Source organism: Rathayibacter sp. PhB186 (genome assembly GCF_003751825.1).
Lineage (GTDB): Bacteria > Actinomycetota > Actinomycetes > Actinomycetales > Microbacteriaceae > Rathayibacter > Rathayibacter festucae.
Genome location: NZ_RJKO01000007.1, coordinates 40,344 through 64,730, shown reverse-complemented (window position 1 = coordinate 64,730; position 24,387 = coordinate 40,344). Strand labels below are relative to the sequence as shown.

Sequence of the window (24,387 nt, the reverse complement as noted above, 5' to 3'; positions counted from 1 at the left end):
GCGGTCGTGGGCAAGCGTTTTCCTGGCTAGGGTTCTGCCGACCGATGCGCGCGGGCGAGCCGGTGCGCCAGACCCCGTGAGGATCCCGATGACCGAGCCGATGCCCCTGCGCGAGGACGCCTTCGCCGTGCCCTACTGCGATCCCGTGTTCGACGGACCGACCGACCCGGTGCTGGTCGCCGACACCCTCCGCGGCGAGTGGCGCCTGTTCTACACCCAGCGGCGCGCGACCCTCGATCTGCCCGGGGTCGAGTGGGTGCACGGCAGCGCCATCGGCGTCGCGGTGTCGAGCGACGGCGGGGCGACCTGGCAGTACCGCGGCACCGTCCCCGGCCTCGACGCCGGGCTGTCGGCCGAGCTGCCGACGCTCTGGGCGCCCGATGTCGTGCGGATCGGGGATCGCTGGCAGATGTTCGTCACCCGGATCGACGGCACCCCCGACGACTGGAGCGGGCGGGCGACGATCACGCAGTTCGAGAGCGACGACCTCGAGACCTGGCGGCTCCTCGGCGACATCGACCTCGGCTCCGAGCGGGTGATCGACGCGGCCGTCGCGCGCACCGGCGACGGGCGCCACCGGCTCTGGGCGAAGGACGAGCGGCGCGACTGCAGCACCGTCGTCGCCGTCAGCGACGATCCCGGCGACCCGGCGTCCTGGCGGCTCGAGGGCGTCGCCGTCGGCGGGCGCCCGCACGAGGGGCCGAAGGTGTTCCCGCTGGCCGGCCGGTACTGGCTGATCACGGACGAGTGGCGCGGGCTGGCCGTGCACCACTCCCCCGACGGCGTCGGCGACTGGCGGCGGCAGTCCGAGCGAGAGGGCCTGATCCTGACCGCTCCGGAGCGGCTGGACGGTGCGCCGATCGTCGCCCGGCACGCGGACGTCGTCACGCTCGACGAGGACCGCGCCCTGATCGTCTACTTCACCCACCCCGGCTGGGACGGCAGCGACCTCGCGTCGATGCCGCCGAGTGCCGCGATGCGCCGCTCGCACGTCCGCGCGGCCGTGCTCACCGTCGTCGACGGCGCGCTGCTCTGCTCCGCCGACGGCGCGCCGGTCGACTAGCCGCCCCGGGCGGCCACCCCGTGCCGGTCGAGCACCCGCCGCAGGCCGCCACCCCCTGCTGGTCGAGCAGGCGCCGCAGGCCGCCACCCCCTGCTGGTCGAGCAGGCGCCGCAGGCGGCCACCCCCTGCTGGTCGAGTAGCCGCCGCAGGCGGCGTATCGAGACCCCGCGTCCTCAGCACACCGGCTGCCGGACCCTCGCGTCCGGCAGGGCCGGATCTCGATACGCCCGCTGCGCGGGCTACTCGATCAACAAGTGCCTGCTGGTCGAGCAGACGCCGCAGGCGGCGTATCGAGACCCCGCCGCGAGCCCGGCTTGACGGGCGAGACCCCGGCACGTATTTTGGGGCAAACGCTTTCCCGAAACGTTTCATTGCAGTTCGGGGCTCGAAACGATGATGTTCTCGAAAGGACGACGATGTTCCGCTCACACAGCATGCGCTACTCGGCGGTGGCCGCCGTGGCCGTGGCCGCCCTCGCTCTGACCGGCTGCTCCGGTGGAGGCTCCGGGGCCTCCGCCACCCTGGACCCGGACGAGGAGATCACCCTCGACTACACGTTCTGGGGCAACGACGACCGCGCCGCCCGCTACGACAAGGCGATCGCCCTGTTCGAGGACGAGCACCCGAACATCACCATCAACTCGACCTTCACGGACTACCCCGGCTACTGGGAGAAGCGGCAGACCGAGGCGGCCGGCGGCGGACTGCCCGACGTGATGCAGTTCGACTACACCTACCTCCGCCAGTACGGCGACAACGGCCTGCTCGGCGACCTGTCCGAGTACTTCGGCGGCGTGGTCGATGAGACCACCATCTCCCCGGAGCTGCTCGCCACCGGCGAGCTCGACGGCGCGACCTACGCGATCCCCACCGGCTACAGCGCCTGGGCCGTCTTCCAGAACCAGGACCTCCTCGCCGCGAACGGCGTCGAGCCCTACGCCGGCGGCGGCAGCTGGGAGGACTACGCGGCCTACGTCGCCGACGTCACGGCGAAGACAGGCGGCGCCGTCTACGGCGGCACCGACTACACCGGCCGCATCCAGAACTTCGAGCTGCAGCTGCGCGCCGAGGGCAAGGAGCTGTTCACCGAGGACGGCGAGCTCGGCTTCACCGAGGACGACCTCGCCGCGTTCTGGGAGCAGGGCGACGAGATGCGCACCAGCACCGGCGTCCCGGCCGCGCGCCTCCAGGAGCTGCTGCCCAAGTCCGGCTTCGGCGCCGGCATCGCGACCAGCGAGATGAGCTGGAGCAACTTCCTCGGCGGCTACATCGGCGACAGCGGCGCCTCCGAGATCGTGATGACCGCTCCCCCGACCGCGGACGAGGGCAGCAAGGACCTCTACCAGAAGGTCGGCCTGATGCAGGCGATCTCCTCGGCGACCGAGCACCCCGAGGCTGCCGCGACCTTCCTCGACTTCCTGATCAACAGCCCCGAGGTCGGCGAGATCTTCGGCGCCACCCTCGGCATCCCCGCCTCCTCCGAGCAGCTCGCCGGCGCGAACCTCGAGGGCCCGGACAAGCAGGTCGCCGACTACCTCGACTCCGTCGAGGACCGTCTCGGCGAGGCCCCGGCCGCTCCGGTCGCCGGCTACGGCGCGATCGAGGCGAACTTCCTGGACCTCGGCACCAGCCTCGGCCTCGGCGCGGTGAGCGTCGACGAGGCGGTCCAGCAGTTCTTCGACGAGACCGACGTCACGCTCCAGAACTGACCCGGCCGCACTGATCCGGCCGCACATAACGGCTCCCCACCGCTCCCCACTGATCCCCTTCATCCAGGCCAGGAAAGGCATCACATGACGACGACGTCGACCCCCAGCGGCACCGCCGCGGACGGTCGCGTCGCGCCGATCGCCGACCGGACGAGCACTCCTCGTCCGGTCGGCCCTCAGGCGCGGCGACGCCCCAAGCGGGACACCCTGGCCGGCTACGTGTTCCTCTCGCCGTGGCTGATCGGCTTCGTCGGGCTCACGCTCGGCCCGATGCTGATGTCCCTCTACTTCTCCTTCACCGACTACAACCTCTTCCGGGCACCGGAGTGGATCGGCACCGGGAACTTCGAGCGCCTGTTCGGCGACCCGAAGTTCCTCCAGTCGGTGCAGCTCACCCTCGCCTACGTCTTCATCGGCACGCCGGTGAAGCTGGCCGCCGCTCTCGTCGTGGCGATGCTCCTCAACTACAGCGCGAAGGGCACCGGCTTCTTCCGCTCCGCCTTCTACGCGCCGTCGCTGATCGGCGCGAGCGTCAGCATCGCCATCGTCTGGCGCGCGATGTTCTCGACCGACGGACCGGTCGACTCGGGACTGCAGATCTTCGGCATCCAGATCGGCGGCTGGGTCGGCGTGCCCGCCCTGATCCTGCCGATGATGATCATCCTGGCCGTCTGGCAGTTCGGCGCCCCGATGGTGATCTTCCTGGCCGGCCTCAAGCAGGTCCCGGCCGAGCTCTACGAGGCCGCGATGGTCGACGGAGCGGGCCCCTGGCGGAAGTTCCGCAGCGTCACGCTGCCGATGCTCTCGCCGGTGATCTTCTTCAACCTGCTGCTCGAGATGATCAACGCCTTCCAGGTCTTCGCCTCGGCCTACATCATCGGCAACGGCACTGGCGGCCCGGCCGGCGCCACGAACTTCTACACGGTGTACCTCTACACCCGCGCCTTCACGAACAACCAGATGGGCTACGCCTCGGCGATGGCCTGGGTCCTCCTCCTCTTCGTCGGCGTGCTCGCCTTCGTCCTCTTCAAGACCCAGAAGAGCTGGGTGCACTACTCGGGAGACACACGATGACGACCTTCGACACCACGCTCCCCTCGGCCGACACGCAGGTGCTCACCGAGCCCGCACCCCGCCGGCGCCCGCGCCGCAAGCGCCCGAAGACCGCGACGCTGGTCTGGATCGCGGCGATGATCGTGCTCACCGCGATCGTGCTCTACCCGCTGGTCTGGATGGGCGCCGCGGCGTTCAAGCCGAACAGCGAGTTCGGCGGCCAGACCTCGCTGCTGCCGCAGAACCCGACGCTCGACAACTTCGTCAAGGTGCTCGCCGGCGTCGGCGGAGTCCCGCTCTGGCGGTTCTTCCTCAACTCGACGATCCTCGCGGTCGGCTCGGTCATCGGAGTGGTGATCTCCTCCTCGATGGCGGCCTACGCCTTCGCCCGGCTCGACTTCCGCGGCCGCCCGCTCTACTTCGCGCTGATGATCGGCACGCTGCTGCTGCCGATGCACGTCCTGCTCATCCCGCAGTACACGATCTTCCGCACCCTCGGGATGATGGACACCTACTGGCCGCTGCTGATCGGCAAGTTCCTCGCGACCGAGGCGTTCTTCGTCTTCCTGATGGTGCAGTTCATCCGCAACCTGCCCCGCGAGCTCGACGAGGCGGCGCGGATCGACGGCGCCGGCCACCTGCGGATCTTCGGCTCGATCACGATCCCGCTGATCCGCCCGGCGCTGATCACCTCGTCGATCTTCGCCTTCATCTGGAGCTGGAACGACTTCCTCGGCCCGCTGCTCTACCTGAACACGCCCGACCAGCAGCCGCTGCCGCTCGCGCTCCGCGTCTACAACGACCAGACCTCGGCGTCGGACTACGGTGCGACGATCGCGGTCTCGGTGCTCGCGCTGCTGCCGGTGCTGATCTTCTTCATCGTCTTCCAGCGCTTCCTGGTCGACGGCGTCGCCACCCAGGGTCTCAAGGGATGAGCCGCGCGTCACGGGCGCAGCGCGAGGCCCGCGCGGCCGCTGCCGACGGCACGGCGCTGCGCTGGCCGGGGGCGGCGAACCGCTTCGCGCTGTTCGCCGAGGTCCTCTTCACGGGGCTCCTCGTCACGATCCTCGCGCTGCCGCTCGTGACGCTGCCGCTCGCCCTCGCGGTCGGGGCGCGGCACCTGCGCCGCTTCGTCCTCGACGAGCCGTCCTCGCTGCGCACGGCGCTGGCGGAGGCGCGCACCGGGGTCCTGCGCTCGCTGCCGGTCGGTCTCGCGCTGCTGGCGCTGTCCGCGGTGCTCGGCCTCGACCTGCTGGTCGCCTCGACCGGCGCGCTTCCGGGGGCGACCGCGGTCGCGGTGGTCTGCGCGGCGCTCCTCGCGGCCGCGCTCGTGGTCGTGCTGACGGCGTCCGCGCTCTGGCTGCCCGACTCGCGCTGGGTCCCGCTCCTCCGCGAGGCCGCGACGCTGGCGGTCCGCGACCTGCGCGGCTCCGGGGCGCTGCTGGTGGCGCTGGTGCTCGCCGCCGTGGTCACCTGGCAGCTGGCACCCTTGGTGGTGCCGGCGCTCGGCTGCACGGTGTTCGCCGCGCTCGCGGTGCGGCTGTCGCGGACGGCGCCCGCGGCCCGCTGAGCACGACACCACGACGATCGTCTCCGCGACGATCACCACCACGACTCGACGACCACCACTCGACCAATACGACTCCACGACGACCACGGAAGGCCCACGGCTCGGATGATCCACTACGGCGGCGACTACAACCCGGAGCAGTGGGACGAGAGCGTCTGGCCGGAGGACGCGCGGCGGATGCGCGAGGCCGGCGTCACGACCGTCAGCCTGGGCATCTTCGCCTGGGCACGGATCCAGCCGGACGAGGACACCTTCGACTTCGGCTGGCTCGACCGGATCCTCGACCTGCTGCACGAGCACGGCATCGCCGTCGACCTGGCGACGGCCACGGCCTCGCCGCCGCCGTGGGCCACGAGCAGATACCCGGGCATCCTGCCGCAGGACGAGAACGGCGCGACCTTCTGGCCGGGCAGCCGCCAGGCCTACCGCCCCACCTCCCCCGACTACCGCCGGCTCGCGGCCCGGCTGGTGACGGCGATCGCCGAGCGGTACCACGACCACCCCGCGGTGGTGCTCTGGCACGTGAACAACGAGTACGCCTGCCACCTGCACCACGACTACTCCGACGACGCGGCCGCCGCGTTCCGGGTCTGGCTGGAGCGCAAGTACGACTCGATCGACGAGCTCAACCGGCGCTGGGGCACCTTCTTCTGGTCGCAGCGCTACGCGTCCTTCGCCGAGATCGTGCCGCCGCGGAAGGCGCCCTACAGCCACAACCCGGCCGGGCTGCTCGACTTCCGCCGCTTCACCTCGGACGCGCTGCTCGAGCTCTACACGATGGAGCGCGACATCCTCCGCGCCTCGGGGGCGACACAGCCGATCACGACCAACTTCATGGGCGCCTTCCCGCCGCTCGACTACTGGAAGTGGGCGGCCGAGGTCGACGTCGTCAGCGACGACAACTACGTCGATCCCGCTGACCCGGAGTCGTTCCGCACCGCCGCTTTCACCCGCGACCTGATGCGCTCGCTCAAGCCGGGCGTGCCGTGGCTGCTGATGGAGCAGGCGACCGGCGCCGTCAGCTGGCGGCCCTCCAACGCCGTGAAGGCGCCCGGGCAGATGGCCGCACTGTCGATGCAGGCCGTCGGGCGCGGCGCGGACGGCGTGCTGTTCTTCCAGTGGCGGCAGTCGCGGCGGGGCAGCGAGAAGTTCCACTCGGCGATGCTGCCGCAGGCGGGCGTCGGGACCCGCACCTGGCGCGAGGTCGTCGAGCTCGGCCGGGTGCTCGGCGCGCTGCCGGAGCTGTCGGCGGAGTCCTCCACCGGCGGAGCAACCGGCGGATCGGCCGGCGGATCGGCCGGCGGCCCGACCGGCTCCGGCGCCCGCATCGCGCTCGTCCTCGACTGGGAGAACTGGTGGGCGATCGGCAACCCCGACCACCCGGTCGTGCTCGACTTCCTGGAGCTCGTCCAGCGCTGGTACTCCGCGCTGCACCGGCAGAACCTTGCGGTCGACCTGGTGCTGCCGACGGCGGACCTCGCCGCGTACGACCTCGTGCTGCTCGCCCACTCCTACCTGCTCACCGACGCGGCGGCGGAGAACCTGACGGCGTTCGTCGAGCGCGGCGGCCGGCTGCTGGTCACCGCCTTCAGCGACGTGGTCGACGAGGACGACGCCTTCCGCGAGGGCGGCTTCCAGGTCGGGCTCCGCGAGGTGCTGGGCGTGTCGGTCCTCGAGTTCGCCGGGATCGGGGCGGCCGGCGCGGAGGTCGCCGGTGCTCCCTTCGGCGTCCTGCGCGGCGAGCTGCTGGCGGAGGAGCTCGGCGTGCTCGTCGACCCGTCCGACGAGCGGCCGGTCGAGGTCCTCGGCCGCTACTCCTCCGGACCCGCGGCGGGCACCCCGGCGCTGACCTCGCGGCGCACCGGCACGGGCACCGCGCATTACCTCGCGACGATCCCGGACGACGCGGGCATGCTCGCGCTGACCGCCTGGCTCGCCGAGCAGTCCGGCATCGCCCCCGTGCTGCAGACCGGGAGCCCCTGGGTCGAGGCGGCCCGCCGCGGCGACGTCCTCACGGTGATCAACCACGGCCAGGACCCCGTCGACGTCGCCGTCTCCGGCACCGACCTCGTCACCGGCCACCCCGTCGACACGGTGCACCTCGCCCCCTACGCCTGGACCCTCCTCCGCCCCTGACGCCCGTCCCCCTCCCCCTCTCCCCCTCCGCGAGATGCCACTTGTGCACGCTTCTACCGGCGTGTCGCGCTCACAAGTGGCATCTCGCGGGGGGCGGAGTGGGCGGCCGCGATGTCGGCGGCGACGGCGTGCAGGGCCGAGCGGACGAGGCGGGCGGCGGGATCGAGCTCGCCGGACCAGGCGACCCGCAGCGAGCGGCCCGCCCAGCGCGGGCCCGCCACCGGCACGGCGACGACGCGGCGCGGCAGGCCGGCGATCGCGAGCGCGGGAACGGTCGTGACGCCCAGGCCCGCGGCGACGAAGGCGAGGCGGCTGCTCCAGCTGTCGATCTCGGCGACCACCCGCGGCTGCGCGAGCGCCGGCCACGCGCCGAACTGCGGCTCGCCCCGCGCGCCGCGGCCGATCACCCAGTCCGCGCCCGCGAGATCGTCGACGCTCAGCTCCCGCGCGTGCGCCCACGGGTGCCGCCCGCCGACGGCGACGTGCAGCGACGCGGCCGGCAGCACCTCCGTGTCGATGCCCTCGAGGCCGTAGCCGTCGGGCTCGGCGCCGTCGGGCTCGGCGCCGTCGGGCTCGGCGCCGACCGCGACGACCGCGAGGTCGAGGCGCCCCGTGCGCAGCCGCCGCAGCTGCACGGGTGTCGAGGACTCGACCAGGACGACGTCGATCGCCGGGTGCGCCCGGGTCACCCGGGCGATCGTCTCCGGCGCGAGGTGCATCGCGGCGGTCGCGAAGGCGCCGAGGCTCACCCGCCCGAGCAACGGGCGGTCGAGGTCGGCGATCTCGCGGGCCGCGGTGTCGAGGTGGTCCAGGATCGCCGACGCGTGCCGGGCGAGGCCGAGGGCCGCCGGAGTGGGGACGACGCCGCGCGGCCCGCGCTGGAAGAGCGGCGCGCCGACCGCCTCCTCGAGCGCAGCGATCTGCTTCGAGACGGCGGACTGGGTGAAGCCGGTCTGCTCGGAGGCGCCGGTGAAGGAGCCGGTGCGCAGCACGGCGACCAGCGCGCGGAGCAGCTGCGGGGGCACGTCGAGGGTCACCGGTCCAGTATGCGCGCGGCAGTCCATGAAGGAATGTCCGCGGTGCCGATCATTCGCTTCCGGAACGGCCGCGATCCGGGGAGAGTGGCGGCATGACGACTCCGAGAACCTGGTTCCTGACCGGCACGTCCAGCGGCTTCGGCCGGCTCTGGGCCGAGGCGGCGCTCGAGCGCGGCGACCGCGTCGCGGCCACGGCCCGCGACCCCCGCAGCCTCGACGACCTCGCCGAGCGCTTCCCCGACCGCCTGCTCCCGCTCGCGCTGGACGTGACCGACCGCGCCGGCGTGCTCGCCGCGGTCGACCGCGCGGAGCGGCACTTCGGCGGGATCGACATCGTGGTGAACAACGCCGGGTACGGCCACTTCGGCATGGTCGAGGAGCTGACCGAGCGCGAGATCCGCGAGCAGCTGGAGACCAACTTCTTCGGCGCGCTCTGGGTGACCCAGGCCGCGCTCCCGGCGCTGCGCCGCTCCCGGGGCCGGCTCCTGCAGGTCACCAGCGAGGGCGGCGTGCGCGCCTTCCCCGGCATCGGCGCGTACCACGCGTCGAAGTGGGCGCTCGAGGGGCTGAGCGAGTCGCTGCGACAGGAGGTGGCGGGCTTCGGCGTCCGGATCACCTGCGTCGAGCCCGGCCCCTACGCCACCGACTGGCTCGCCCGCGGCTCGCGCCGGAGCGCCGAGCTGCCCGAGTACGCGGCGGTGCACGCGGACGGGCCGGACTTCTCCGTAGGTGACCCCTCGGCCACGAGCGCCGCGATCCTGCAGCTCGTCGACGCGGAGGACCCGCCGGCGCGGCTCATCCTGGGGACGGTCCTGCCCGCGATCGAGGAGCTCTACGCCGAGCGCCTGCGCACCTGGCGCGAGTGGGACGACGTCTCGGTGCGGGCGTTCGGCACGCCGCGGTGAGCGGCGAGGTGGAGGGTCCGCTCGGCCCGGTCCCGGGCTGGACCGGCGTCGCGGTGCGCGAGGTGGTCGATCCGCACGACCACGAGGTGACCGCGCCGGCGACCGACGCGCTGCAGCTGATCCTGGTGACCGCCGGCTCCTACCTGATCGAGAGCGCCCGACCGCACGGCCGCTGGGCGCACGGGCACGCGGCGCCGGGACGCTCGGCCGCGACGGCGCCGGGGCGCGAGATCCGTGCGGCGTGGCGCAGCACGAGCTCCGAGACGTTCCGCTCGCTGCACGTCACCGTCGCCGCGCCGCTGGTCGCCGGGGTACTGGCGGGCGTCCCCGGAGCGTCCGCCGACCGGCTCGACTTCCTCGCGGTCGGCGACGACTTCGTCCGCTCCGCGATGCTCGAGCTCGCCCGCGCCGCGCGGGCCGGAGCGCCGCCCGTGCTCGCCGACGCGGTGGGCACGGCGCTCGTCGCGCACCTGCTCGCCCTGCCGGAGCCCACCGCCGTCCCCGCGGGGCTCTCCCGGCCGCAGCTCGCCCTGGTGACCGACCACCTCGCGGCCCGGCTCGCCGACCCGGTGACCCTCGACGAGCTCGCCGCGCTGGTGCACCTCAGCCCCTTCCACTTCCTGCGCCGCTTCTCCGCCTCGACCGGCTCGACGCCGATGCGGTACCTCACCGCCCTGCGGATGGAGCACGGCCGAGACCTGCTGCGCCGCTCCGACGCCCCCGTGGCGGCGATCGCCGCGGCCTGCGGCTACGCGACGCCCGCCGCCTTCGCCGCCGCCTACCGCCGCCACCACGGCGCCAGCCCGCGCGAGCACCGGCCGCCCCGCTGACGGCGGCCGGGACGCCGGTCTCCTCCCCCTCCTCACGGGCCAGCGGCGCTCACCCGGCGAGACATCGGGACGCCTCGCCGCCTGGCGGGTGCGAAGGCGCTCCCGCCTCCCGCGCCACAGATGCGTCGAGCCGCGTCCCGGCCCGCATCCGCCACGATCGCGGGCCATCCTTCTCGCGTGATGTGCGGTGCGGACGAGGACGACGACGGCGAGGAGACGCTGTCGTCGTCGTCGCCGACGCGCCGGCCACCGCGATCGAGCGGGAGGCGACGGTGAACCCCGCGTCCGAGCGGGTCGCTCGTTCGGTGATCATCGCAGCAGGCGGCGGCGGCGTCGGAGCGATCCTGCGCAGTCTGCTTCCGCCGTTCGCCCTCGATGAACCGTTCTGGCGGGACTTCTGGAGCGGACCGCCCACCGCTGGTCTCTTCGCCGTCATCGCCGCGACGATCGCCTTCTTCCCGGCGTTCCGTTCGACACGCATCGCGCGTGAGACGGCCGCTCGCGATCAGTGGTGGAAGCGGGCGGAGTGGGCACTGCGCTTGTCGAGTTCGGCGATCCGGGCCGATCGAGAAGTCGCCAACGACGCGCTGACGGCGTTGCTGAACGAGGCGACCGAGACCGAGGCACGGATGATCTACCGGACCATCGAGAATCTGCAAGGTGACGAGGACGTGGACGCGTCGCCCGGACCTCACGAGAATCGACAGTGGAGGTGGTCGCTGTGGCGCCGGTGAGCAGAGGGACGAGCGATCTGCAGCGGAGGATCGCAGAAGGCAGGGCTGAGCCGATCAGCGACCGCGAACGAGCGCAACTCCGGGAGATGCGGGAGATCTACGTCCGCCGCTTCGGCAGGGATCCGGACGCGAGGCCCGCTGACAAGTCGAGGTAGGCGCGGCGTCACCGGCCAGCGGCGCTCACCCGGCGAGACGTCCCGCCGACGTCGAGGCGTCCTGCTCCGCGTGGACGCCTCGCCGTTCCGGATGGAGGGTGACTCGGAGTCAGGCGCCTCCCCGCGGCGAGCGACCGCGCAGCGCCAGCACGGCGGCGGCGCCGAGCATCGCGCAGCCCGCGGCGGCGACGGTCGCGGCGACGACGGTCTCGGTCCACGGCGTGGTGTCGAAGGACTGGTAGCCGGTGATCGCGGGCGCCCTGCACCGACGCGGATCCCGCGCGCCGAGGAGCGGTGACCGCCGAGCTCCGGCTCGCCGAATCTGCTCCGGCTCGTCGGAGCACGCGGGTTCCACGAGCCGAGGCGGTTCCGACGAGCCGGATGTCCGCGGGCCGGTCAGCGCCCGTCGCCCGCGGCCAGCAGCTCCCGGACCGTGCGCGGCTCGCGCCCCAGCAGGCTCGCGAGCGTCGGGTCCGTCCCCGCGAAGAAGCCGGCCGCCGCCGCCTGGTGCATGCCGAGCAGGAAGCGCGCCTGCGGCTCCGGCTGCCCGGCGGCGACGCGGCGCGCGAGCCACTCGTCGTCGCCGAGGATCCGGAACTCGATCGGCCGCCCCGCGACGTCCGCGGCGAGCTCCGCGACCTCCGCGAAGGTCGGCGCCTCGAGGGCGGTGAGGGTGACCGGTCCGTCGTGCGCCTCGTCCGCGAGCAGGAGGAGAGCGGCGGCCTCCGCCGCGTCCTCCCGCGCCGTCCAGGAGACGGGGCCGTCGGACGGCACCTCGATGACACCGGTCGAGCGCCAGTCGCCGAGGAAGAACGCGAGGCTGTGGGCGTAGAAGCCGTTCCGCAGCGAGGTCCAGGCGACTCCCGACTCCGCCAGCAGCTGCTCGGTCGCGGCGTGATCGCGGCCCGGCCCGAACGGGGTGTCCGGCGAGGCGCCCTGGTGGCTGGTGTAGAGGATGCGGCCGACCCCGGCCTCGACGGCGGCCTCGACCGCGGCGCGGTGCAGGGCCGGCGCATCGGCTCCCGGGTCGTTCGAGGAGACGAGCAGCAGCTGGTCGGCGCCCGCGAACGCGCCGGGCAGGGACGCGGAGTCGGCGTAGTCACCGCGCCGCACCACGACACCCCGGTCAGCGAAGCGCGCGGCCTTCGCGGTGTCCCGCGCGACGACGACGATCTCGGCGGCGGGCAGGGAGTCGAGGAGGTGGTCGACGGTGGCGCCGTTGAGCGCTCCGGTGGCGCCGGTGACGATGATCATGGAGGGCCTTTCGAGCGGGGACCACCGGGTATCGGTGATACTGCTCGAACGATAACCCTGGAATACCAGCGATAGCAACAGTGCGATATCGTCGATCCATGACCGCGCCCCCCACGGACACCCGAGCCCGCATCGTCGACGCGGCGGCCCGCCTCCTGCGCGAGGCCGGCCCAGCGGCCGTCACCACCCGCGGCGTCGCGGAGGCGGCCGGCCTGCAGGCTCCGGCGATCTACCGCCTCTTCGGCGACAAGGACGGCCTGCTCGAGGCGGTCGCCGAGCACGTGCTGAGCAGCTGGGTCGCCGAGAAGTCGGCCGTCGTCGAGGAGGCCGCGGCCGGCGACGTCGACCCGATCGAGGATCTCCGCGCCGGCTGGACGGCGCAGATCGAGTTCGGCCTCGCGAATCCCGCACTCTTCCGCCTGCTCAGCGACCCGGCCCGCGCGGCCGCCTCACCGGCGGCGACGTCGGGGAGGCGGGTTCTCGCGGCGCGGATCCAGCGGGTCGCGGCCGCCGGTCGCCTCCGCGTCCCTGAGGACCGCGCCGTCGGGCTGATCCAGACCGCGGGGACCGGCGTCGTGACGACCCTGCTCTCCTCCCCCGCGGCGGAGCGCGACGCGGGTCTCGCCGACGCCGCGTTCGAGGCGGTGCTCGCCGGGATCCTGACCGAGCAGCCGCCCGCCGCGGACGACGCGCCACTCGCCGCCGTCGTCGCCGTCCGCGCCCTCGCCCCGCGGCTCGCCGATCTCCGGCCGGCCGAGCGCGAGCTGCTGCGCGACTGGCTCGACCGCGTGCTCGACGGCGGCGTGCGGCGGCGGACCGCGGAGGACTGACAGGATCGCCGGGTGCCCTCCTCCGCCGCGTGCATCACCGAGCGCGACGTCGACTGGATGATCGATGACAGCGACGCGGCCGTCGTCGTCGCGACGAGCTACGGCCGGGACCCCGTGGTCGAGGTCGTGCTGGACGCCGGCCTGTCCGGCGGTCGCGAGATCCTCGCCGCCCTCGCCCCGGCGGTCTCCTCGGTGCCGGCGACACGGAGGTGCTCGTGAGCGGCGCGCGACCCGGAGGCTCGGCCGGCCGCGCGCCCGGAGCCCGCGGGCGCGAGCACGCCGTCCGAGCCGTGCTGGGCGCGATGCTGGCGCTCGTGCCGCTCGCGATCGGGGCGCTCGTCGACAGCGCGAACGGGACCGCGGCCACTCCCCTGTCGGCCGACCCGGGCTTCGTCCTCCTCGCCCTCGGCGGGCTCGCCGTCTGCGCGGCGGTGGCGAGTCTGCCCGTCGGCGCCGCGACGTACCTGCTGGACCGCCTGATCGAGCGCGTCTGGACCAGCAGCGGAGGGCGGCTCGCCGCGCAGGTCGTGGCGAACGCCCTCGTCGGCGGCGCGGCCGGCCTGCTCCTCGGCGGACTCGTCGCCCCGCTCTGGCGTCCGATCGAGCGCGCGCTCGTCTTCACCGGCCCGTGGGCGGTGGCCGCCGCCGCCCTGGTCCTCCTCTCGGCCGTCCTGCGGAGCCGCCGAGCTGCATGCTGATCGAGTAGCTCGCGCAGCGGGCGCATCGAGATCCACCGGCGTCCGAGCGTCACTCCGCCGCGTTCTCCTTCTGCGGCGGGCAGTCGCCGCCGGGCTCGGTCGCCAGCTCGAAGTGCCACATCTCGTTGCCGTAGGTCTGGCAGAGGCCGTAGTCGGCGCCGTGCTGGCTGAGCCAGCTGTCCGCGTCGGTGTAGCCGATGTCGATCGCGTCGCCGGTCACGTGCGCCGAGAGCTCCGGCGTGCTCACCCACTTCCGGGCCTCCTCGAGGCTGCCGTACTCCTGCACGGCGTCGTCGAGGAGCGCCTGCTGGTACGCGGCGCTCCGCCAGCCGGACGTGACGACCGTCTCGACGCCGTCGGCCGCCATCGCGTCGGCCGCCGCCTCGACGGCGGCCCGCAGCGCGGGGTCGAGGTTCGCGATGACCGGCAGGTGGTCGTCGTGGATCGAGACGGAGTCGCCGACGCCGAGGTAGCCGTCCTCGACGGAGCGGCCGGTGTCGCCGGACACGGTGGTGAGGCCTGCGAAGCCGCCGGAGACCTGCTCGGCGGCGGCGCAGCCGGTGAGGCCGAGTGCCGCGACGAGGAGGAGGACGCCGGCGCGGGCCCGGGTTCGCTGGTGGTGCTGACTCATGGTCGATCCCTTCTGCGGCCGCCGTTCGGATCGGCGGTGCGGGGACCACTCCACCGCGGAGGGTGTTGCGGGGGCGTAGGGCTTTTCGGAGACGCCCGCGATACACCGCGGCTCGTAGCATCGACCGCATGCGTGTGCTGGTGGTCGAGGACGAGCCTCTGATGGCGGAGGCGATCCGCGACGGGCTCCGCCTCGAGGCGATCGCCGCCGACCTCGCGTGCGACGGTGACACCGCGCTGGAGCTGCTGGGACTCACCGCCTACGACCTCGTCGTCCTCGACCGGGACATCCCGGGGCCGTCGGGCGACGAGGTCGCCGCCGCGATCGTCGCGTCCGGGAGCGGCGTCCCGATCCTGATGCTCACCGCCGCCGACCGGCTGGACGACAAGGCCTCGGGCTTCGAGCTGGGCGCCGACGACTACCTGACGAAGCCGTTCGAGCTGCGCGAGCTCGTCCTGCGCCTCCGGGCCCTGGACCGCAGGCGCGCGCGCAGCCGCCCGCCGGTGCGCGAGATCGCGGGGCTCCGCCTGGACCCGTTCCGGCGCGAGGTGCACCGCGACGGGCGCTACGTCGCGCTGACCCGCAAGCAGTTCGCCGTGCTGGAGGTCTTGATGGGCGCCGAGGGCGGCACGATCAGCGCCGAGGAGCTGCTCGAGCGGGCCTGGGACGAGAACGCGGATCCGTTCACGAACGCGGTCCGCATCACGATCTCCGCCCTCCGCAAGCGCCTCGGCGAGCCGTGGCTGATCGGCACGCTGCCGGGAGTCGGCTACCGCATCCTCACGGACGGTGCCGGCGACGAGAGCGGCGGCGGCACCCGTGGCTAGGCCGCCCGGCATCACCGCCCGCGTCCGGCTGACCCTCAGCTACGCCGGCTTCCTGCTGCTCGCCGGCGGCCTCCTGCTCACCGTCGTCTGGCTGTTCCTGCTGCGCTACATCCCCGCGGAGGCGGTGGTCGGCCCCGGCACCGACGGCACCGACGGCACCGACGGCTTCCGCCCCGGGCGCGACGACCTGCTCCGCGCCTTCACGCCCGCCGCCGTCGCCGCCCTGGCGCTCCTGCTGCTCTTCGGGGTGGTCGGCGGCTGGTTCCTGGCCGGCCGGATGCTCGCCCCGCTTCGGCGGATCACCCGCGCCACCCGCCTCGCCGCGGCCGGGGACCTCTCGCACCGGATCGCGCTCGAGGGCCGGCGGGACGAGTTCCGCGAGCTCGCCGACGGCTTCGACGCCATGCTCGAGCGGATCGAGGCGCACGACGCGGAGCAGCGGCGGTTCGCGGCGAACGCCTCGCACGAGCTGCGCACCCCGCTCGCGATCACGCGGACGCTCCTCGAGGTGGCGCGCGACGATCCGGACCGCGACGTCGACGCGCTGGTCGCCCGCCTCGGGAGCGTCAACACGAGGGCGATCGAGCTCGTCGAGGCGCTGCTGCTGCTCGGCCGCGCGGATCAGCGCTCCTTCGCCCGCGAGAGCGTGGACCTGTCGCTCCTGGCGGAGGAGGCGGTCGAGACGCTGCTGCCCCTCGCCGAGCGGGGCGGCGTCGCCCTGGAGACCGCCGGCGGCGTGGCCCGCACCTCGGGTTCGCCGGCGCTGCTGCAGCAGCTGAGCGTCAACCTGCTGCACAACGCGATCGTGCACAATCTGCCGGCGGGCGGCTGGGTGCGGCTCGGCACGAGCGTCGACGCGGGCTCCGCCGTCCTCGTGATCGAGAACTCCGGGGCGCCCCTCGACCCGCTGTCCCTCCCCGCGCTGACGGAGCCGTTCCAGCGCGGAGCCGCGCGGGTCCGCACCGAGCACGCCGGGACGGGTCTCGGCCTCGCGATCGCGGCGAGCATCGTCCGCGCTCACGGCGGCGAGCTGGACCTGACCGCACGACGCGAGGGCGGGCTCCGCGTCGCGGTGCGGCTGCCCGCGGCCTGAGTCCGCCCTGCTGGCCCCGCGCTACTGCCCGCCGCCCTGCTCCCCCGCGGCGAGCGCCGCCTGCAGCGTGCGGATGAACGCGCCGAGCGCGCCGGAGGCCAGGAGTCCCGGCCCGAGCGGACCGGACGGGTCCTCGCCGAGCAGCGGCAGGCGCGCCAGGGCCGTCCGCACCGGGGCGCTCATCCCCGCCAGCTGCCGGTCGATCTCGGCCGCGCCGCCGCGCCCCGGGTCGGCCAGCTCGGCCGCCTTCGCCGCGAACGCCGCGGCACCCAGCGCGTGCGCGCCGAGGTGCGCGACTCCGGAGGCCTGCCCCGCCGACCAGGCCGCCGCCTTCGCCGCGGGCGACGTCGCCGACTGCGACGCCCGGCCCGCCTCGAAGCGGCGCCGGATCTCCCCGGCCGCGCTCAGCTCGCCGCGGGCGAAGGCGCGTGCCCGGGCGATGCCGTCGCGGGGGCGGTCGTCGTCGGGCGCCTCCGCCTCGAAGAGCGGCAGGACCCGCTCGGCGCAGTCGGCGGCCCAGGCGGCGACGAGCCGGCGGTCCTCCTCGGTCAGGGTCTGCGGAGAGGGCATGCCAGCACTCTGGCAGACGCCCGGCGGACACTCCGGGCGCGGATCCTCCCCGGCCTCTTGTCGTGCCGCGCACTTCTGGGCAGTGTTGCCCGCATGAGCCTCTACCTCTCCTGCCCCGTCGCGAGCGTCGAGCGCGCCACCGCCTTCTACACCGCCCTCGGCTGGAGCCGGAACGAGGCGATGTCGAACGAGAACGTCGCCTGCTTCGCGATCGCGCCGGATCAGTACCTGATGCTCAGCAGCCGCGAGATGTACGCGAGCGTCGGCGGCACCGAGGAGCTGATCGGCGGTCCGGACACCCCCTCGAAGATGACCGTCTCCTTCGATCTCGGCAGCCGCGAGGCCGTCGACGAGCTGACCGAGCGCGCCGGCGCCGCGGGCGGCCGCATCGGCGACACCGACGAGTACCCCTTCATGTACCAGCGCCAGTTCGACGACCCCGACGGCTACCACTACTCCCCCTTCTGGATGAACCCCGACGCCTGACGCCCGCACCGGCGGCCGGCGAGGCGTCCTCGCACCGTCGAGACGTCCACCTGCGCCGGGACGCCTCGACCGTTCGGGGACGCCTCGACCGTTCGAGGACGCCTCGGCGCCGCCGCCGGGCATAGTGGGCACATGACTGCTGCAGCCGACGTCCTCCTCCGCGGGCCTCGGGGGCGCCGCCTCTGCTGGGAGTACGCAACGGCGGCGGACCCCGAGCTGCACACTGCGGCGTTCCTCCTCGCGCACGCCGCGGTCGGCGGCGGGGAGTCGGTCCTGATGTACGCCTCCGAGGACGGCGCGGACGCTCGCGATCTGCCGGTCCCCACTCCCGAGAGCCTCGCCGCGATGATCGCGGCGCTCCCGCCGACCCCGGCGGAGGACGACGCCGTCCGCGCCGCGTTCCGCAGGAGCGTCGACACGGCGTACTCCTGGCAGGAGCCCGACGCCGAGGACGTCCTCGCCGCACTGCCGGAGCTCCGCGCCGCGCTGCTCCCCGTCGCCGAGCGCGTGCTCGCCTCTCCGGCCGCGGCGACGTGGACGAGCCCCGCCACCCGGACTCAGTGGGCCGTCGACTGGCGCCCCGACACCGCCCGGCCGCTCCCGACCGGCACCGCCGCGCTCCTGGACGAGTGGTCCGCAGCCCGCCGCGCCGACGAGGAGCAGTCCGCCCGCGAGCGCCCGGCCGACCCGCGCGCGAGCTACTCCGGCTCGTGGTGGTCGCTCCCCCTCCGACTGCTGCGCACGCAGTCCCGGATCGAGGATCTGCTGGAGCTGGTCGAGGACGCCGCCGGACTCGACACCGCGACCGTGATCCCGGTGAGCGGCGCCGGCCGCACGCTCGAGATCGGCAGCGCCGAGGACTGGGCCGCGCTCTGCCGCGCCTTCCCCGCCGAGGTCACCGCCTCCCGCCGGCACGACTGGTACCAGGTGACCGGCGGGGAGGGCCGCTGGCTGATCCCGGACTGGCAGCGCGTCGCCGCCGAGTGGGACGCCGTCCACCTCACCGTGCTCGGCTACCTCTCGAGCGCGACCCGGCTGATCCCGGTCGACGACGGCTACTCCTCCGTGATCGCCGGTTGGGCCCCGGACAGCACCCTGTGGCTGATGGACACCGCCCGGGAATCGGACGGGCCCCGCCAGCAGTGGCGCCGGAGCGGCCGCGACCACTGGGCGCGCACCGGCTGACGGCGCGGGTTCAGCCGAGCTGCGTCAGCGCCTCCCGCAGGCGGTCGAGCGCGGCGGTGGCGAGGGCCGGCAGCTCGCCGTCCCGGCCCTCGGACCACTCGGCGAACGACTCCTTGAAGGCGAGCACCCCGAGCTCGGCGGCGGCGTCGGCGACCGCCGGGGCGACCCCGCGCTCGCGGAGGGCGTCCGCCATCGCCGTCGCCATCCCGACCTTCTTCAGCAGAGCCCGCTGCTGCAGCTCTGCGCTGGTGGCGATCACCGCCTCGAGCCGCGGCCCGAGCTCACGGTTGAAGGGCGTCATCGCGGCGGAGGCCGACACCAGCCCGGCGGCGACCGCCTGCATCGGCGTCGCCCCGGCCGGAGCCTCGCGCACCCCCTGCGCGAGCAGCGCCGAGAGCGTCTCCTGACCGGCGGCGAGCACGTCGCGCTTGTCGGGGAAGTGCCGGAAGAACGTGCTCCGGGTCAGCCCTGCCCGATCGGCGATCTGCGCCACCGTGGTCTCGTCGTAGCCCTGCTCGGTGAACAGGTGCAGAGCGGCGGAGACGAACCGCTCGCGGGCATCGGGTTCCCAGCGTGGCATGGGGAGATCCTACCGTGACGCGACACGAGTCCCATCACGGGGCTACAGTGATGGGACATCGATCTCATCACTCAGAAGGAGTCCTCCCATGCGCATCCTCCTCACCGGCGCCCCGGGCGCCATCGGCCTCGCCGTCACCGAGGATCTCGTCGCCCACGGCCACGAGGTGCTCGGTCTCGCCCGGTCGGAGTCGGCTGCCCGCCGGGTCCTCGACGCCGGCGGCGAGCCCCTCCGCGGCGAGCTCGCCGACCTGGAACTGCTGGCGGACATCGCCCGTGCCGCCGACGGCGCGATCCACCTCGCCTTCAGCAACGACTTCTCCGACCTCGAGCGCAGCATCGCGGAGGAGGGCGCGGCGATGGACGCGATCGGCGCCGCGCTCGTCGGCACCGGCAAGCCGTTCTCCCTCGTCTCGGGCACGACCTTCTCCGCCGGTGCCGTCGCGACCGAGCACGACCCGCTGACCACCACCGGCCCGGTCGGCGGCCGCGGGGTCAATGCCGCGCGGGTCCTGGGTCTGGCGGAGCAGGGCGTCCGGACGACCACCGTCCGGCTCCCCCGGTCGGTGCACGAGCGCGACGTCGCCTACGGCTTCGCCGGGCTCCTCATCCAGGCCGCGCAGCGCTCCGGAGTCTCCGCCTACGTCGGCGACGGCGGCCAGCGCTGGCCGGCCGTGCACCGTCGCGACGCGGCGTCGCTGTTCCGCCTGATGATCGAGCGGGGCGAGGCGGGGACGGCCGTGAACGCCGTCGCCGACGAGGGCGACACGATGCTCGCGATCGCCACGGTCATCGGGCGGCGCCTCGGCCTGCCCGTCGAGCAGGTGCCGGCGGAGACGTTCGGACCCCTCGGCGAGATCTTCGCGATGGACCAGCCCGCGTCGAGCGCCTGGACCCGCAGCACCTACGGCTGGGCGCCGACCCACCCGAGCCTGCTCGCGGACCTCGAGGCGGGCGACTACCCCGCCCGGAGCTGACCCCGGCCTCCGTGCGCTTCGGCGGTCGAGCGCCGCGCGTCGCCGTCCGCCCGGGCGGCGCGCAGGCCCTACCGTGGGTGGTCGGTTCCGGGGAGGGCGACGTGCGCAGTGCAGTGGTGAAGGACGGTGTCCGCAGGCGGACGCCACTGCGGGACCCGGACACCTCGTCGCGGGCGGTGATGACCCGCCGCGCCTGGTGGCTGCTCGGGCTCGGCCTGCTGATCCCCGGGTCCGCGCAGGTGCTCGCCGGCTCGCGGCGTCTCGGCCGGATCGGTCTCGCCGCGACCCTGCTGCTGTGGGCGGTCGTCGTCCTGCTGCTGCTGGCACTCCTCGTCGTCCCGTCGCTCGTCTTCTCGGTCGCCGCGCTCGACGGGACGCTGACCGTCCTGCAGGTCGTGCTGGTCGCCTGCGCCGCGCTCTGGCTCGTGCTCACCCTCGACACCCTGCGGCTCGCCCGGCTCGTGAAGCTCCGGCCGCGCGCCCGCGTCGCACTCGGGGTGGCGACGGCGCTCGCGCTGCTCGTCTCGGTCGGGTCTGCGGGCTACGGCGGCCACCTCGTCGGGATCTCCCGTGGACTGCTGTCGACGGTGTTCGGCGACGGGCCGGTGGCCGCGCCCGTCGACGGCCGCTACAACGTCCTGCTGCTGGGTGGCGACGCCGGCGAGGACCGCGCGGGGCTCCGCCCGGACAGCATCTCGGTCGCCTCGATCGACACGGCGACCGGAGCGGCGACGGTCATCGGCCTGCCGCGGAACCTCCGGAACGTGCCCTTCCCCGAGGACTCGCCGATGCACGACCTCTACCCCGACGGCTACCTGTGGCGGGGCTGCAACGTCGATCCCTGCATGCTCAACTCCATCCACACGGAGGTCGAGCTGAAGAGCCCGGAGCTGTACCCGGACGCGGTGGCGCACGGCAGCTCCCCCGGCATCGAGGCGACGCGCGACGCCGCCGAGGGCGCGCTGGGGCTGCCGATCCAGTACTACGCCTTCGTCGACATGCAGGGCTTCGCAAGCCTGATCGACGCGCTCGGCGGCATCGACGTCGACTACACCGGCGACGGCGACCTCCCCTTCGGCGGCGTCCTCGACGAGACCACCGGCGAGCTGGTCGGCGTGAACGCCTGGCTCACCCCCGGGGAGCACCACCTCGACGGCAGCAACGCGCTGGCCTACGCCCGTTCCCGCTACGGCTCGGCCGGCGGCGACTACGACCGGATGGTCCGCCAGCGCGAGGTGCAGGGCGCGATCCTCGCCCGCCTCTCCCCGGTGAACGTGCTGCTGCAGTTCCAGGGGATCGCCGACGCCGGCGCGCGCGTCGTCCGCACGGACATCCCGCAGGGCGCGCTGGGCGGCTTCCTGCAGCTCGCGCTCCGGACCCGCTCGCAGCCGATCGGCTCGGTCGAGCTGACGCCCCCGGCGGTCGACCCCGAGCATCCGGACTACGACGCGATCCACGCGTCGGTCGCCGAGGCGCTCACAGGCGGCTGACCCGCGTCCGGCGGACGCGCCGCGTAGAGCCGCCGAGCCGTGGATAGTCGACGAGCGCGATGTCGCGGGGTCGCGGTAGCGTCGGCAGTGGTGGTCAGCCCTCACCAGAGAACGGGAGAACGCCGTGAACGCCGTGAAAGCCGTGATCCATCGCCTCCGATCCCTCGCCGCAGCGCTGCGGAGCGCCGTCTCGAGGACTCCGGCCGAGCTGCCGGTCGACCCCTTCGGCGAGCCGCCGCGGGCGCCGCACGATCCGCACGCCTACCGGTCGGAGGCGTGGAAGGCGCCGTCGCCGTCCACGCTCAACTTCCACTGACCGGCGGAGCTCGATCGTGCGCGGGACGTGCGGCGCACTGGCGGTCGTTTCCGCGGTCGCGCTGCTGCTCGCCGGGTGCTCCTCGGAGCCGGAGCCGGTGCTCGTCGGAGCCACGGGCGACCTGCACGTGAGCCCCGACGGCGGCATGCTGTTCTGCGAATCGGTCATCGACACCGGCTTCGGCACGGACTGCCGCGACGGCGTCCCGACGGCGGGGATCGACCGGGCGTCTCTCGCGAGCACGCCCGGCGACACGGTCGTCCTCTCCCCCCGGGGCGAGCGGTCGACGTCCCCCGGCGGCCTCGTGCGCACCCTCGAGGACGGCACCCGGGTGTACTCGCTCTTCCTCGTCGGCACGAGGGACGCCGACGTCTTCACCGTTTCCTCGATCGGGACCGCAGACTTCACCCTCCCCGAGGAGTACCGGAAGCCGGACGTCGACGTCCCCGGCGGCTTCCTCGTCCCGGTGGTCCCGACGGGCTGACCGTCCGGGCCGGGCGAGCGCGGCGACGCCGAGCCGCGCGCCACCCCCGCACTGCGCCATGCCGGCACTGCGCCAAGATCGAGTCATGGTCGCGTCGGTCGAGGTCGTCACCCGCTCGGAGCGGTCGGTCGAGGACCTGTTCGACCGCGCGCGGAGCATCGACCTGCACACGGAGTCGCAGGCCGCGGCCGGTGAGCGGGCGGTCGGCGGAGTCGTCAGCGGCCGGATCGGCCTCGGCGAGGAGGTGACCTGGCAGGCCCGGCACTTCGGCGTCCGCCTGCGGCTGACCAGCCGGATCACCGCCTTCGACGCGCCGCACTCCTTCACGGACGAGCAGACCCGCGGCCCGTTCCGCTCCTTCCGGCACGAGCACCGCTTCGAGCCGGACGGCAGCGGCTCGGTGATGACCGACCGGCTCACCTTCCGCGCGCCATTCGGCGTCCTCGGCCGGGTCGCCGAGCGGCTCGTCCTCGCGCGCCACCTGCGCCGGCTGCTCGAGGAGCGCGGCGCGTTCCTCGCGGCCTCGCCCGCTCCGGGAGACGACCGGCGCTCGTGACGGCCGCCCGATACTCCTGCCGTTGGAGTATGGTGTCGCCCGTGCCCGAGGAGATGCGAGAGACGACCTTCTGGATCCTGACCGCGCTCGCTCTCGGGCGCCGCCACGGCTACGCGCTGCTGCAGGAGATCGAGGAGCAGTCGGAGGGCCGCGTGCGGCTGCGGGTGACCACGCTCTACGCGGCGCTCGAGCGGCTGGGGTCGGCGGGTCTGATCGCCCCCGACGGCGATGAGCGGGTCACCGGCCGCGTGCGCCGCTACTTCCGGCTGACGGACAGCGGCCGATCCGCACTCGGCGCCGAGGTCGCCCGGATGGAGGCGAGCGCCGTGCGGGCGCGGATCAACCTCGGGCTCTCGCCGTCCGCCGCGCTCTGACCCGACCACTCGACGAAGGAGAACGGCATGACGACGAACGAGGACGCGCGGCGCACCGACCGCTTCCGCCGCGCGCTGCGCTGGTACCCGGCCGCCTGGCGCGACGAGCACGGCGAGGTCCTGCTGGGGATCCTGCTCGACGAGGCCGACGACCGCGGGCACCGCGGCCCGGGCATCGGGCAGCGGATCACCCTCGCGGTCGGCGGTCTGCGCCACCGCCTCCGATCCGCTCCCGGGCGCTCTTCGTCGACGATCGTCCCCCTCGCCCTCGCCACGGCGTTCTTCGTCTTCTACGCCGTCGTCAACTGGTCCCCCCGTGTCAGCTACCCCGGTGCGATCGGACCGTTCACCAACCCCTCCTTCCTCGCCGGGGCGCTCTTCGCGATCGCCCTCGGCCTCGCCCTCGCCGCCCGGACCGGTGCCGCCCGGGTCACGGCCCTGCTCGCCTCCGGCACGGAGCTGAGCATCGCGCTCGTCGCCGCGGCGGCCGGCTGGCTCGGTCCCGATCTGTCGACGGCGGGTCCGGTGGCGGCGCTCGGCGTGCTCGCCGTCGTGCCCTGGCGCGGTCGGGTGGCGGCCGTGATGTCGGTCCTCCTGCTGGTCGGCCTGTCGGCGCTGCTGACCGCCGTCGACGCCCTCGGCGCGACGGTGCTCGCGGACGTGCCGGCCGCCCGCGTCGTCCTGCCGCTCCCCGTCATCGCCGCCGTGCTGCTCGCACTCGCCCTGGCCGCCCGCCGCGCCACCCTCCTGGAGCGGAGTCTCCCCCGCGGCGTCGGGGCGTGACGCGCGAGGCGTCCCCGAACGGTCGAGGCAGCCCGTTCCTGCGGGACGTCTCGACCGTTCCG

Annotated in this window: 29 protein-coding genes and 1 pseudogene; 25 read left to right on the top strand and 5 right to left on the bottom strand. The window is 74.0% G+C overall.

The genetic code is table 11. From position 1 onward, the window contains the following. Positions 1-88 precede the first annotated feature (88 nt). From EDF45_RS16380 to EDF45_RS16355, 6 genes are all read left to right on the top strand, one after another. A complete protein-coding gene (locus EDF45_RS16380) occupies positions 89-1,063 on the top strand; it encodes a glycoside hydrolase (RefSeq protein WP_123737098.1) in 975 nt (324 codons plus the stop codon). 416 nt (positions 1,064-1,479) lie between these two features. Next, the gene (locus EDF45_RS16375; RefSeq protein ID WP_243839927.1) at positions 1,480-2,772 is read left to right on the top strand and encodes an ABC transporter substrate-binding protein; all 1,293 of its coding nucleotides are present in this window, start codon (positions 1,480-1,482) and stop codon (positions 2,770-2,772) included. An 84-nt stretch (positions 2,773-2,856) separates the two neighbouring features. Then, positions 2,857-3,846, top strand: a complete 990-nt coding sequence (locus EDF45_RS16370; RefSeq protein ID WP_123703775.1) for a carbohydrate ABC transporter permease — start codon at positions 2,857-2,859, stop codon at positions 3,844-3,846. After that, complete coding sequence (locus EDF45_RS16365) at positions 3,843-4,760, top strand: carbohydrate ABC transporter permease (RefSeq protein WP_123703773.1); 918 nt, start codon at positions 3,843-3,845, stop codon at positions 4,758-4,760. Before EDF45_RS16370 ends, EDF45_RS16365 begins: the two co-directional genes overlap by 4 nt. Then, positions 4,757-5,395 carry a hypothetical protein gene (locus EDF45_RS16360; protein WP_123737099.1) on the top strand — a complete coding sequence of 213 codons (639 nt, stop codon included), beginning with the start codon at positions 4,757-4,759 and terminating at the stop codon, positions 5,393-5,395. Before EDF45_RS16365 ends, EDF45_RS16360 begins: the two co-directional genes overlap by 4 nt. Before the next feature lie 105 nt (positions 5,396-5,500). After that, on the top strand, positions 5,501-7,531 hold the full coding sequence (locus EDF45_RS16355) for a beta-galactosidase (RefSeq protein WP_123737100.1): 2,031 nt from the start codon (positions 5,501-5,503) through the stop codon (positions 7,529-7,531). Between the two features lie 53 nt (positions 7,532-7,584). Here the strand turns inward: EDF45_RS16355 and EDF45_RS16350 are convergent, their stop codons facing one another. Further along, entirely contained in the window at positions 7,585-8,568 is a 984-nt protein-coding gene (locus EDF45_RS16350) for a LysR family transcriptional regulator (protein ID WP_185020226.1), read from the bottom strand. 92 nt (positions 8,569-8,660) lie between these two features. On the opposite strand from EDF45_RS16350, the gene EDF45_RS16345 reads away from it, so the two are divergent. From EDF45_RS16345 to EDF45_RS21360, 4 genes are all read left to right on the top strand, one after another. Beyond that, entirely contained in the window at positions 8,661-9,473 is an 813-nt protein-coding gene (locus EDF45_RS16345) for an SDR family NAD(P)-dependent oxidoreductase (RefSeq protein ID WP_123737102.1), read from the top strand. Beyond that, positions 9,470-10,303, top strand: a complete 834-nt coding sequence (locus tag EDF45_RS16340) for an AraC family transcriptional regulator (RefSeq protein ID WP_123737103.1) — start codon at positions 9,470-9,472, stop codon at positions 10,301-10,303. The genes EDF45_RS16345 and EDF45_RS16340 overlap by 4 nt, the downstream gene beginning before the upstream one ends. A 305-nt stretch (positions 10,304-10,608) precedes the next feature. Further along, complete coding sequence (locus EDF45_RS16335; RefSeq protein WP_148060318.1) at positions 10,609-11,037, top strand: hypothetical protein; 429 nt, start codon at positions 10,609-10,611, stop codon at positions 11,035-11,037. 253 nt (positions 11,038-11,290) lie between these two features. Further along, entirely contained in the window at positions 11,291-11,434 is a 144-nt protein-coding gene (locus EDF45_RS21360) for a hypothetical protein (protein ID WP_185020225.1), read from the top strand. 154 nt (positions 11,435-11,588) lie between these two features. Here EDF45_RS21360 and EDF45_RS16320 read toward each other — a convergent pair whose 3' ends face one another. Beyond that, positions 11,589-12,446, bottom strand: coding sequence for an NAD(P)H-binding protein (locus tag EDF45_RS16320; RefSeq protein WP_123737107.1), 858 nt, complete (start codon positions 12,444-12,446; stop codon positions 11,589-11,591). A gap of 98 nt (positions 12,447-12,544) precedes the next feature. Here EDF45_RS16320 and EDF45_RS16315 point away from each other — a divergent pair, with 98 nt between their 5' ends. From EDF45_RS16315 to EDF45_RS16305, 3 genes are read left to right on the top strand one after another with little or no spacing between them, the layout of a single operon-like run. Further along, positions 12,545-13,276, top strand: coding sequence for a TetR/AcrR family transcriptional regulator (locus EDF45_RS16315; RefSeq protein ID WP_123737108.1), 732 nt, complete (start codon positions 12,545-12,547; stop codon positions 13,274-13,276). Positions 13,277-13,288: 12 nt separating this feature from the next. After that, positions 13,289-13,495: a hypothetical protein gene (locus tag EDF45_RS16310; protein WP_123737109.1), complete on the top strand. Its 207-nt coding sequence runs from the start codon at positions 13,289-13,291 to the stop codon at positions 13,493-13,495. Beyond that, positions 13,492-13,974 carry a hypothetical protein gene (locus tag EDF45_RS16305; RefSeq protein ID WP_123737110.1) on the top strand — a complete coding sequence of 161 codons (483 nt, stop codon included), beginning with the start codon at positions 13,492-13,494 and terminating at the stop codon, positions 13,972-13,974. The genes EDF45_RS16310 and EDF45_RS16305 overlap by 4 nt, the downstream gene beginning before the upstream one ends. A gap of 49 nt (positions 13,975-14,023) precedes the next feature. On the opposite strand, the gene EDF45_RS16300 is transcribed toward EDF45_RS16305, so the two are convergent. Then, the gene (locus EDF45_RS16300) at positions 14,024-14,605 is read right to left on the bottom strand and encodes a M15 family metallopeptidase (RefSeq protein ID WP_123737111.1); all 582 of its coding nucleotides are present in this window, start codon (positions 14,603-14,605) and stop codon (positions 14,024-14,026) included. Positions 14,606-14,733: 128 nt separating this feature from the next. On the opposite strand from EDF45_RS16300, the gene EDF45_RS16295 reads away from it, so the two are divergent. Beyond that, positions 14,734-15,432 (top strand): response regulator transcription factor, encoded by a 699-nt coding sequence (locus tag EDF45_RS16295; RefSeq protein ID WP_123737112.1) that lies wholly within the window; start codon positions 14,734-14,736, stop codon positions 15,430-15,432. Further along, the gene (locus tag EDF45_RS16290) at positions 15,425-16,525 is read left to right on the top strand and encodes a HAMP domain-containing sensor histidine kinase (protein ID WP_123737113.1); all 1,101 of its coding nucleotides are present in this window, start codon (positions 15,425-15,427) and stop codon (positions 16,523-16,525) included. The genes EDF45_RS16295 and EDF45_RS16290 overlap by 8 nt, the downstream gene beginning before the upstream one ends. A gap of 21 nt (positions 16,526-16,546) precedes the next feature. Here EDF45_RS16290 and EDF45_RS16285 read toward each other — a convergent pair whose 3' ends face one another. After that, positions 16,547-17,095: a putative immunity protein gene (locus tag EDF45_RS16285; protein WP_123737114.1), complete on the bottom strand. Its 549-nt coding sequence runs from the start codon at positions 17,093-17,095 to the stop codon at positions 16,547-16,549. A gap of 93 nt (positions 17,096-17,188) precedes the next feature. Between EDF45_RS16285 and EDF45_RS16280 the strand changes: the two genes are divergently transcribed. Continuing rightward, positions 17,189-17,581 carry a VOC family protein gene (locus EDF45_RS16280; protein WP_123703755.1) on the top strand — a complete coding sequence of 131 codons (393 nt, stop codon included), beginning with the start codon at positions 17,189-17,191 and terminating at the stop codon, positions 17,579-17,581. Positions 17,582-17,713: 132 nt separating this feature from the next. Further along, on the top strand, positions 17,714-18,766 hold the full coding sequence (locus EDF45_RS16275) for a hypothetical protein (protein ID WP_123737115.1): 1,053 nt from the start codon (positions 17,714-17,716) through the stop codon (positions 18,764-18,766). 10 nt (positions 18,767-18,776) lie between these two features. On the opposite strand, the gene EDF45_RS16270 is transcribed toward EDF45_RS16275, so the two are convergent. Then, positions 18,777-19,346, bottom strand: coding sequence for a TetR/AcrR family transcriptional regulator (locus EDF45_RS16270; RefSeq protein WP_123445943.1), 570 nt, complete (start codon positions 19,344-19,346; stop codon positions 18,777-18,779). Positions 19,347-19,434: 88 nt separating this feature from the next. Here EDF45_RS16270 and EDF45_RS16265 point away from each other — a divergent pair, with 88 nt between their 5' ends. The 8 genes and pseudogenes from EDF45_RS16265 to EDF45_RS21355 all read left to right on the top strand — a co-directional run bounded on the left by EDF45_RS16265 (position 19,435) and on the right by EDF45_RS21355 (position 24,325). Beyond that, on the top strand, positions 19,435-20,322 hold the full coding sequence (locus EDF45_RS16265) for an NAD-dependent epimerase/dehydratase family protein (protein WP_123737116.1): 888 nt from the start codon (positions 19,435-19,437) through the stop codon (positions 20,320-20,322). Positions 20,323-20,423: 101 nt separating this feature from the next. Next, the gene (locus EDF45_RS16260; RefSeq protein ID WP_260312251.1) at positions 20,424-21,812 is read left to right on the top strand and encodes an LCP family protein; all 1,389 of its coding nucleotides are present in this window, start codon (positions 20,424-20,426) and stop codon (positions 21,810-21,812) included. Positions 21,813-21,936: 124 nt separating this feature from the next. Then, on the top strand, positions 21,937-22,128 hold the full coding sequence (locus EDF45_RS16255; RefSeq protein ID WP_123737118.1) for a hypothetical protein: 192 nt from the start codon (positions 21,937-21,939) through the stop codon (positions 22,126-22,128). Positions 22,129-22,144: 16 nt separating this feature from the next. After that, positions 22,145-22,612: a hypothetical protein gene (locus EDF45_RS16250; RefSeq protein ID WP_123737119.1), complete on the top strand. Its 468-nt coding sequence runs from the start codon at positions 22,145-22,147 to the stop codon at positions 22,610-22,612. An 85-nt stretch (positions 22,613-22,697) separates the two neighbouring features. Beyond that, entirely contained in the window at positions 22,698-23,168 is a 471-nt protein-coding gene (locus EDF45_RS16245) for an SRPBCC family protein (protein ID WP_123737120.1), read from the top strand. After that, a pseudogene (locus tag EDF45_RS21970) lies at positions 23,134-23,400 on the top strand (hypothetical protein); the annotation flags it as partial. The gene EDF45_RS16245 and the pseudogene EDF45_RS21970, both read left to right, overlap by 35 nt. Continuing rightward, the gene (locus tag EDF45_RS16240; RefSeq protein WP_397460058.1) at positions 23,285-23,542 is read left to right on the top strand and encodes a PadR family transcriptional regulator; all 258 of its coding nucleotides are present in this window, start codon (positions 23,285-23,287) and stop codon (positions 23,540-23,542) included. The pseudogene EDF45_RS21970 and the gene EDF45_RS16240, both read left to right, overlap by 116 nt. Positions 23,543-23,569: 27 nt before the next feature. Beyond that, on the top strand, positions 23,570-24,325 hold the full coding sequence (locus EDF45_RS21355; protein ID WP_185020224.1) for a hypothetical protein: 756 nt from the start codon (positions 23,570-23,572) through the stop codon (positions 24,323-24,325). Positions 24,326-24,387 lie beyond the last annotated feature (62 nt).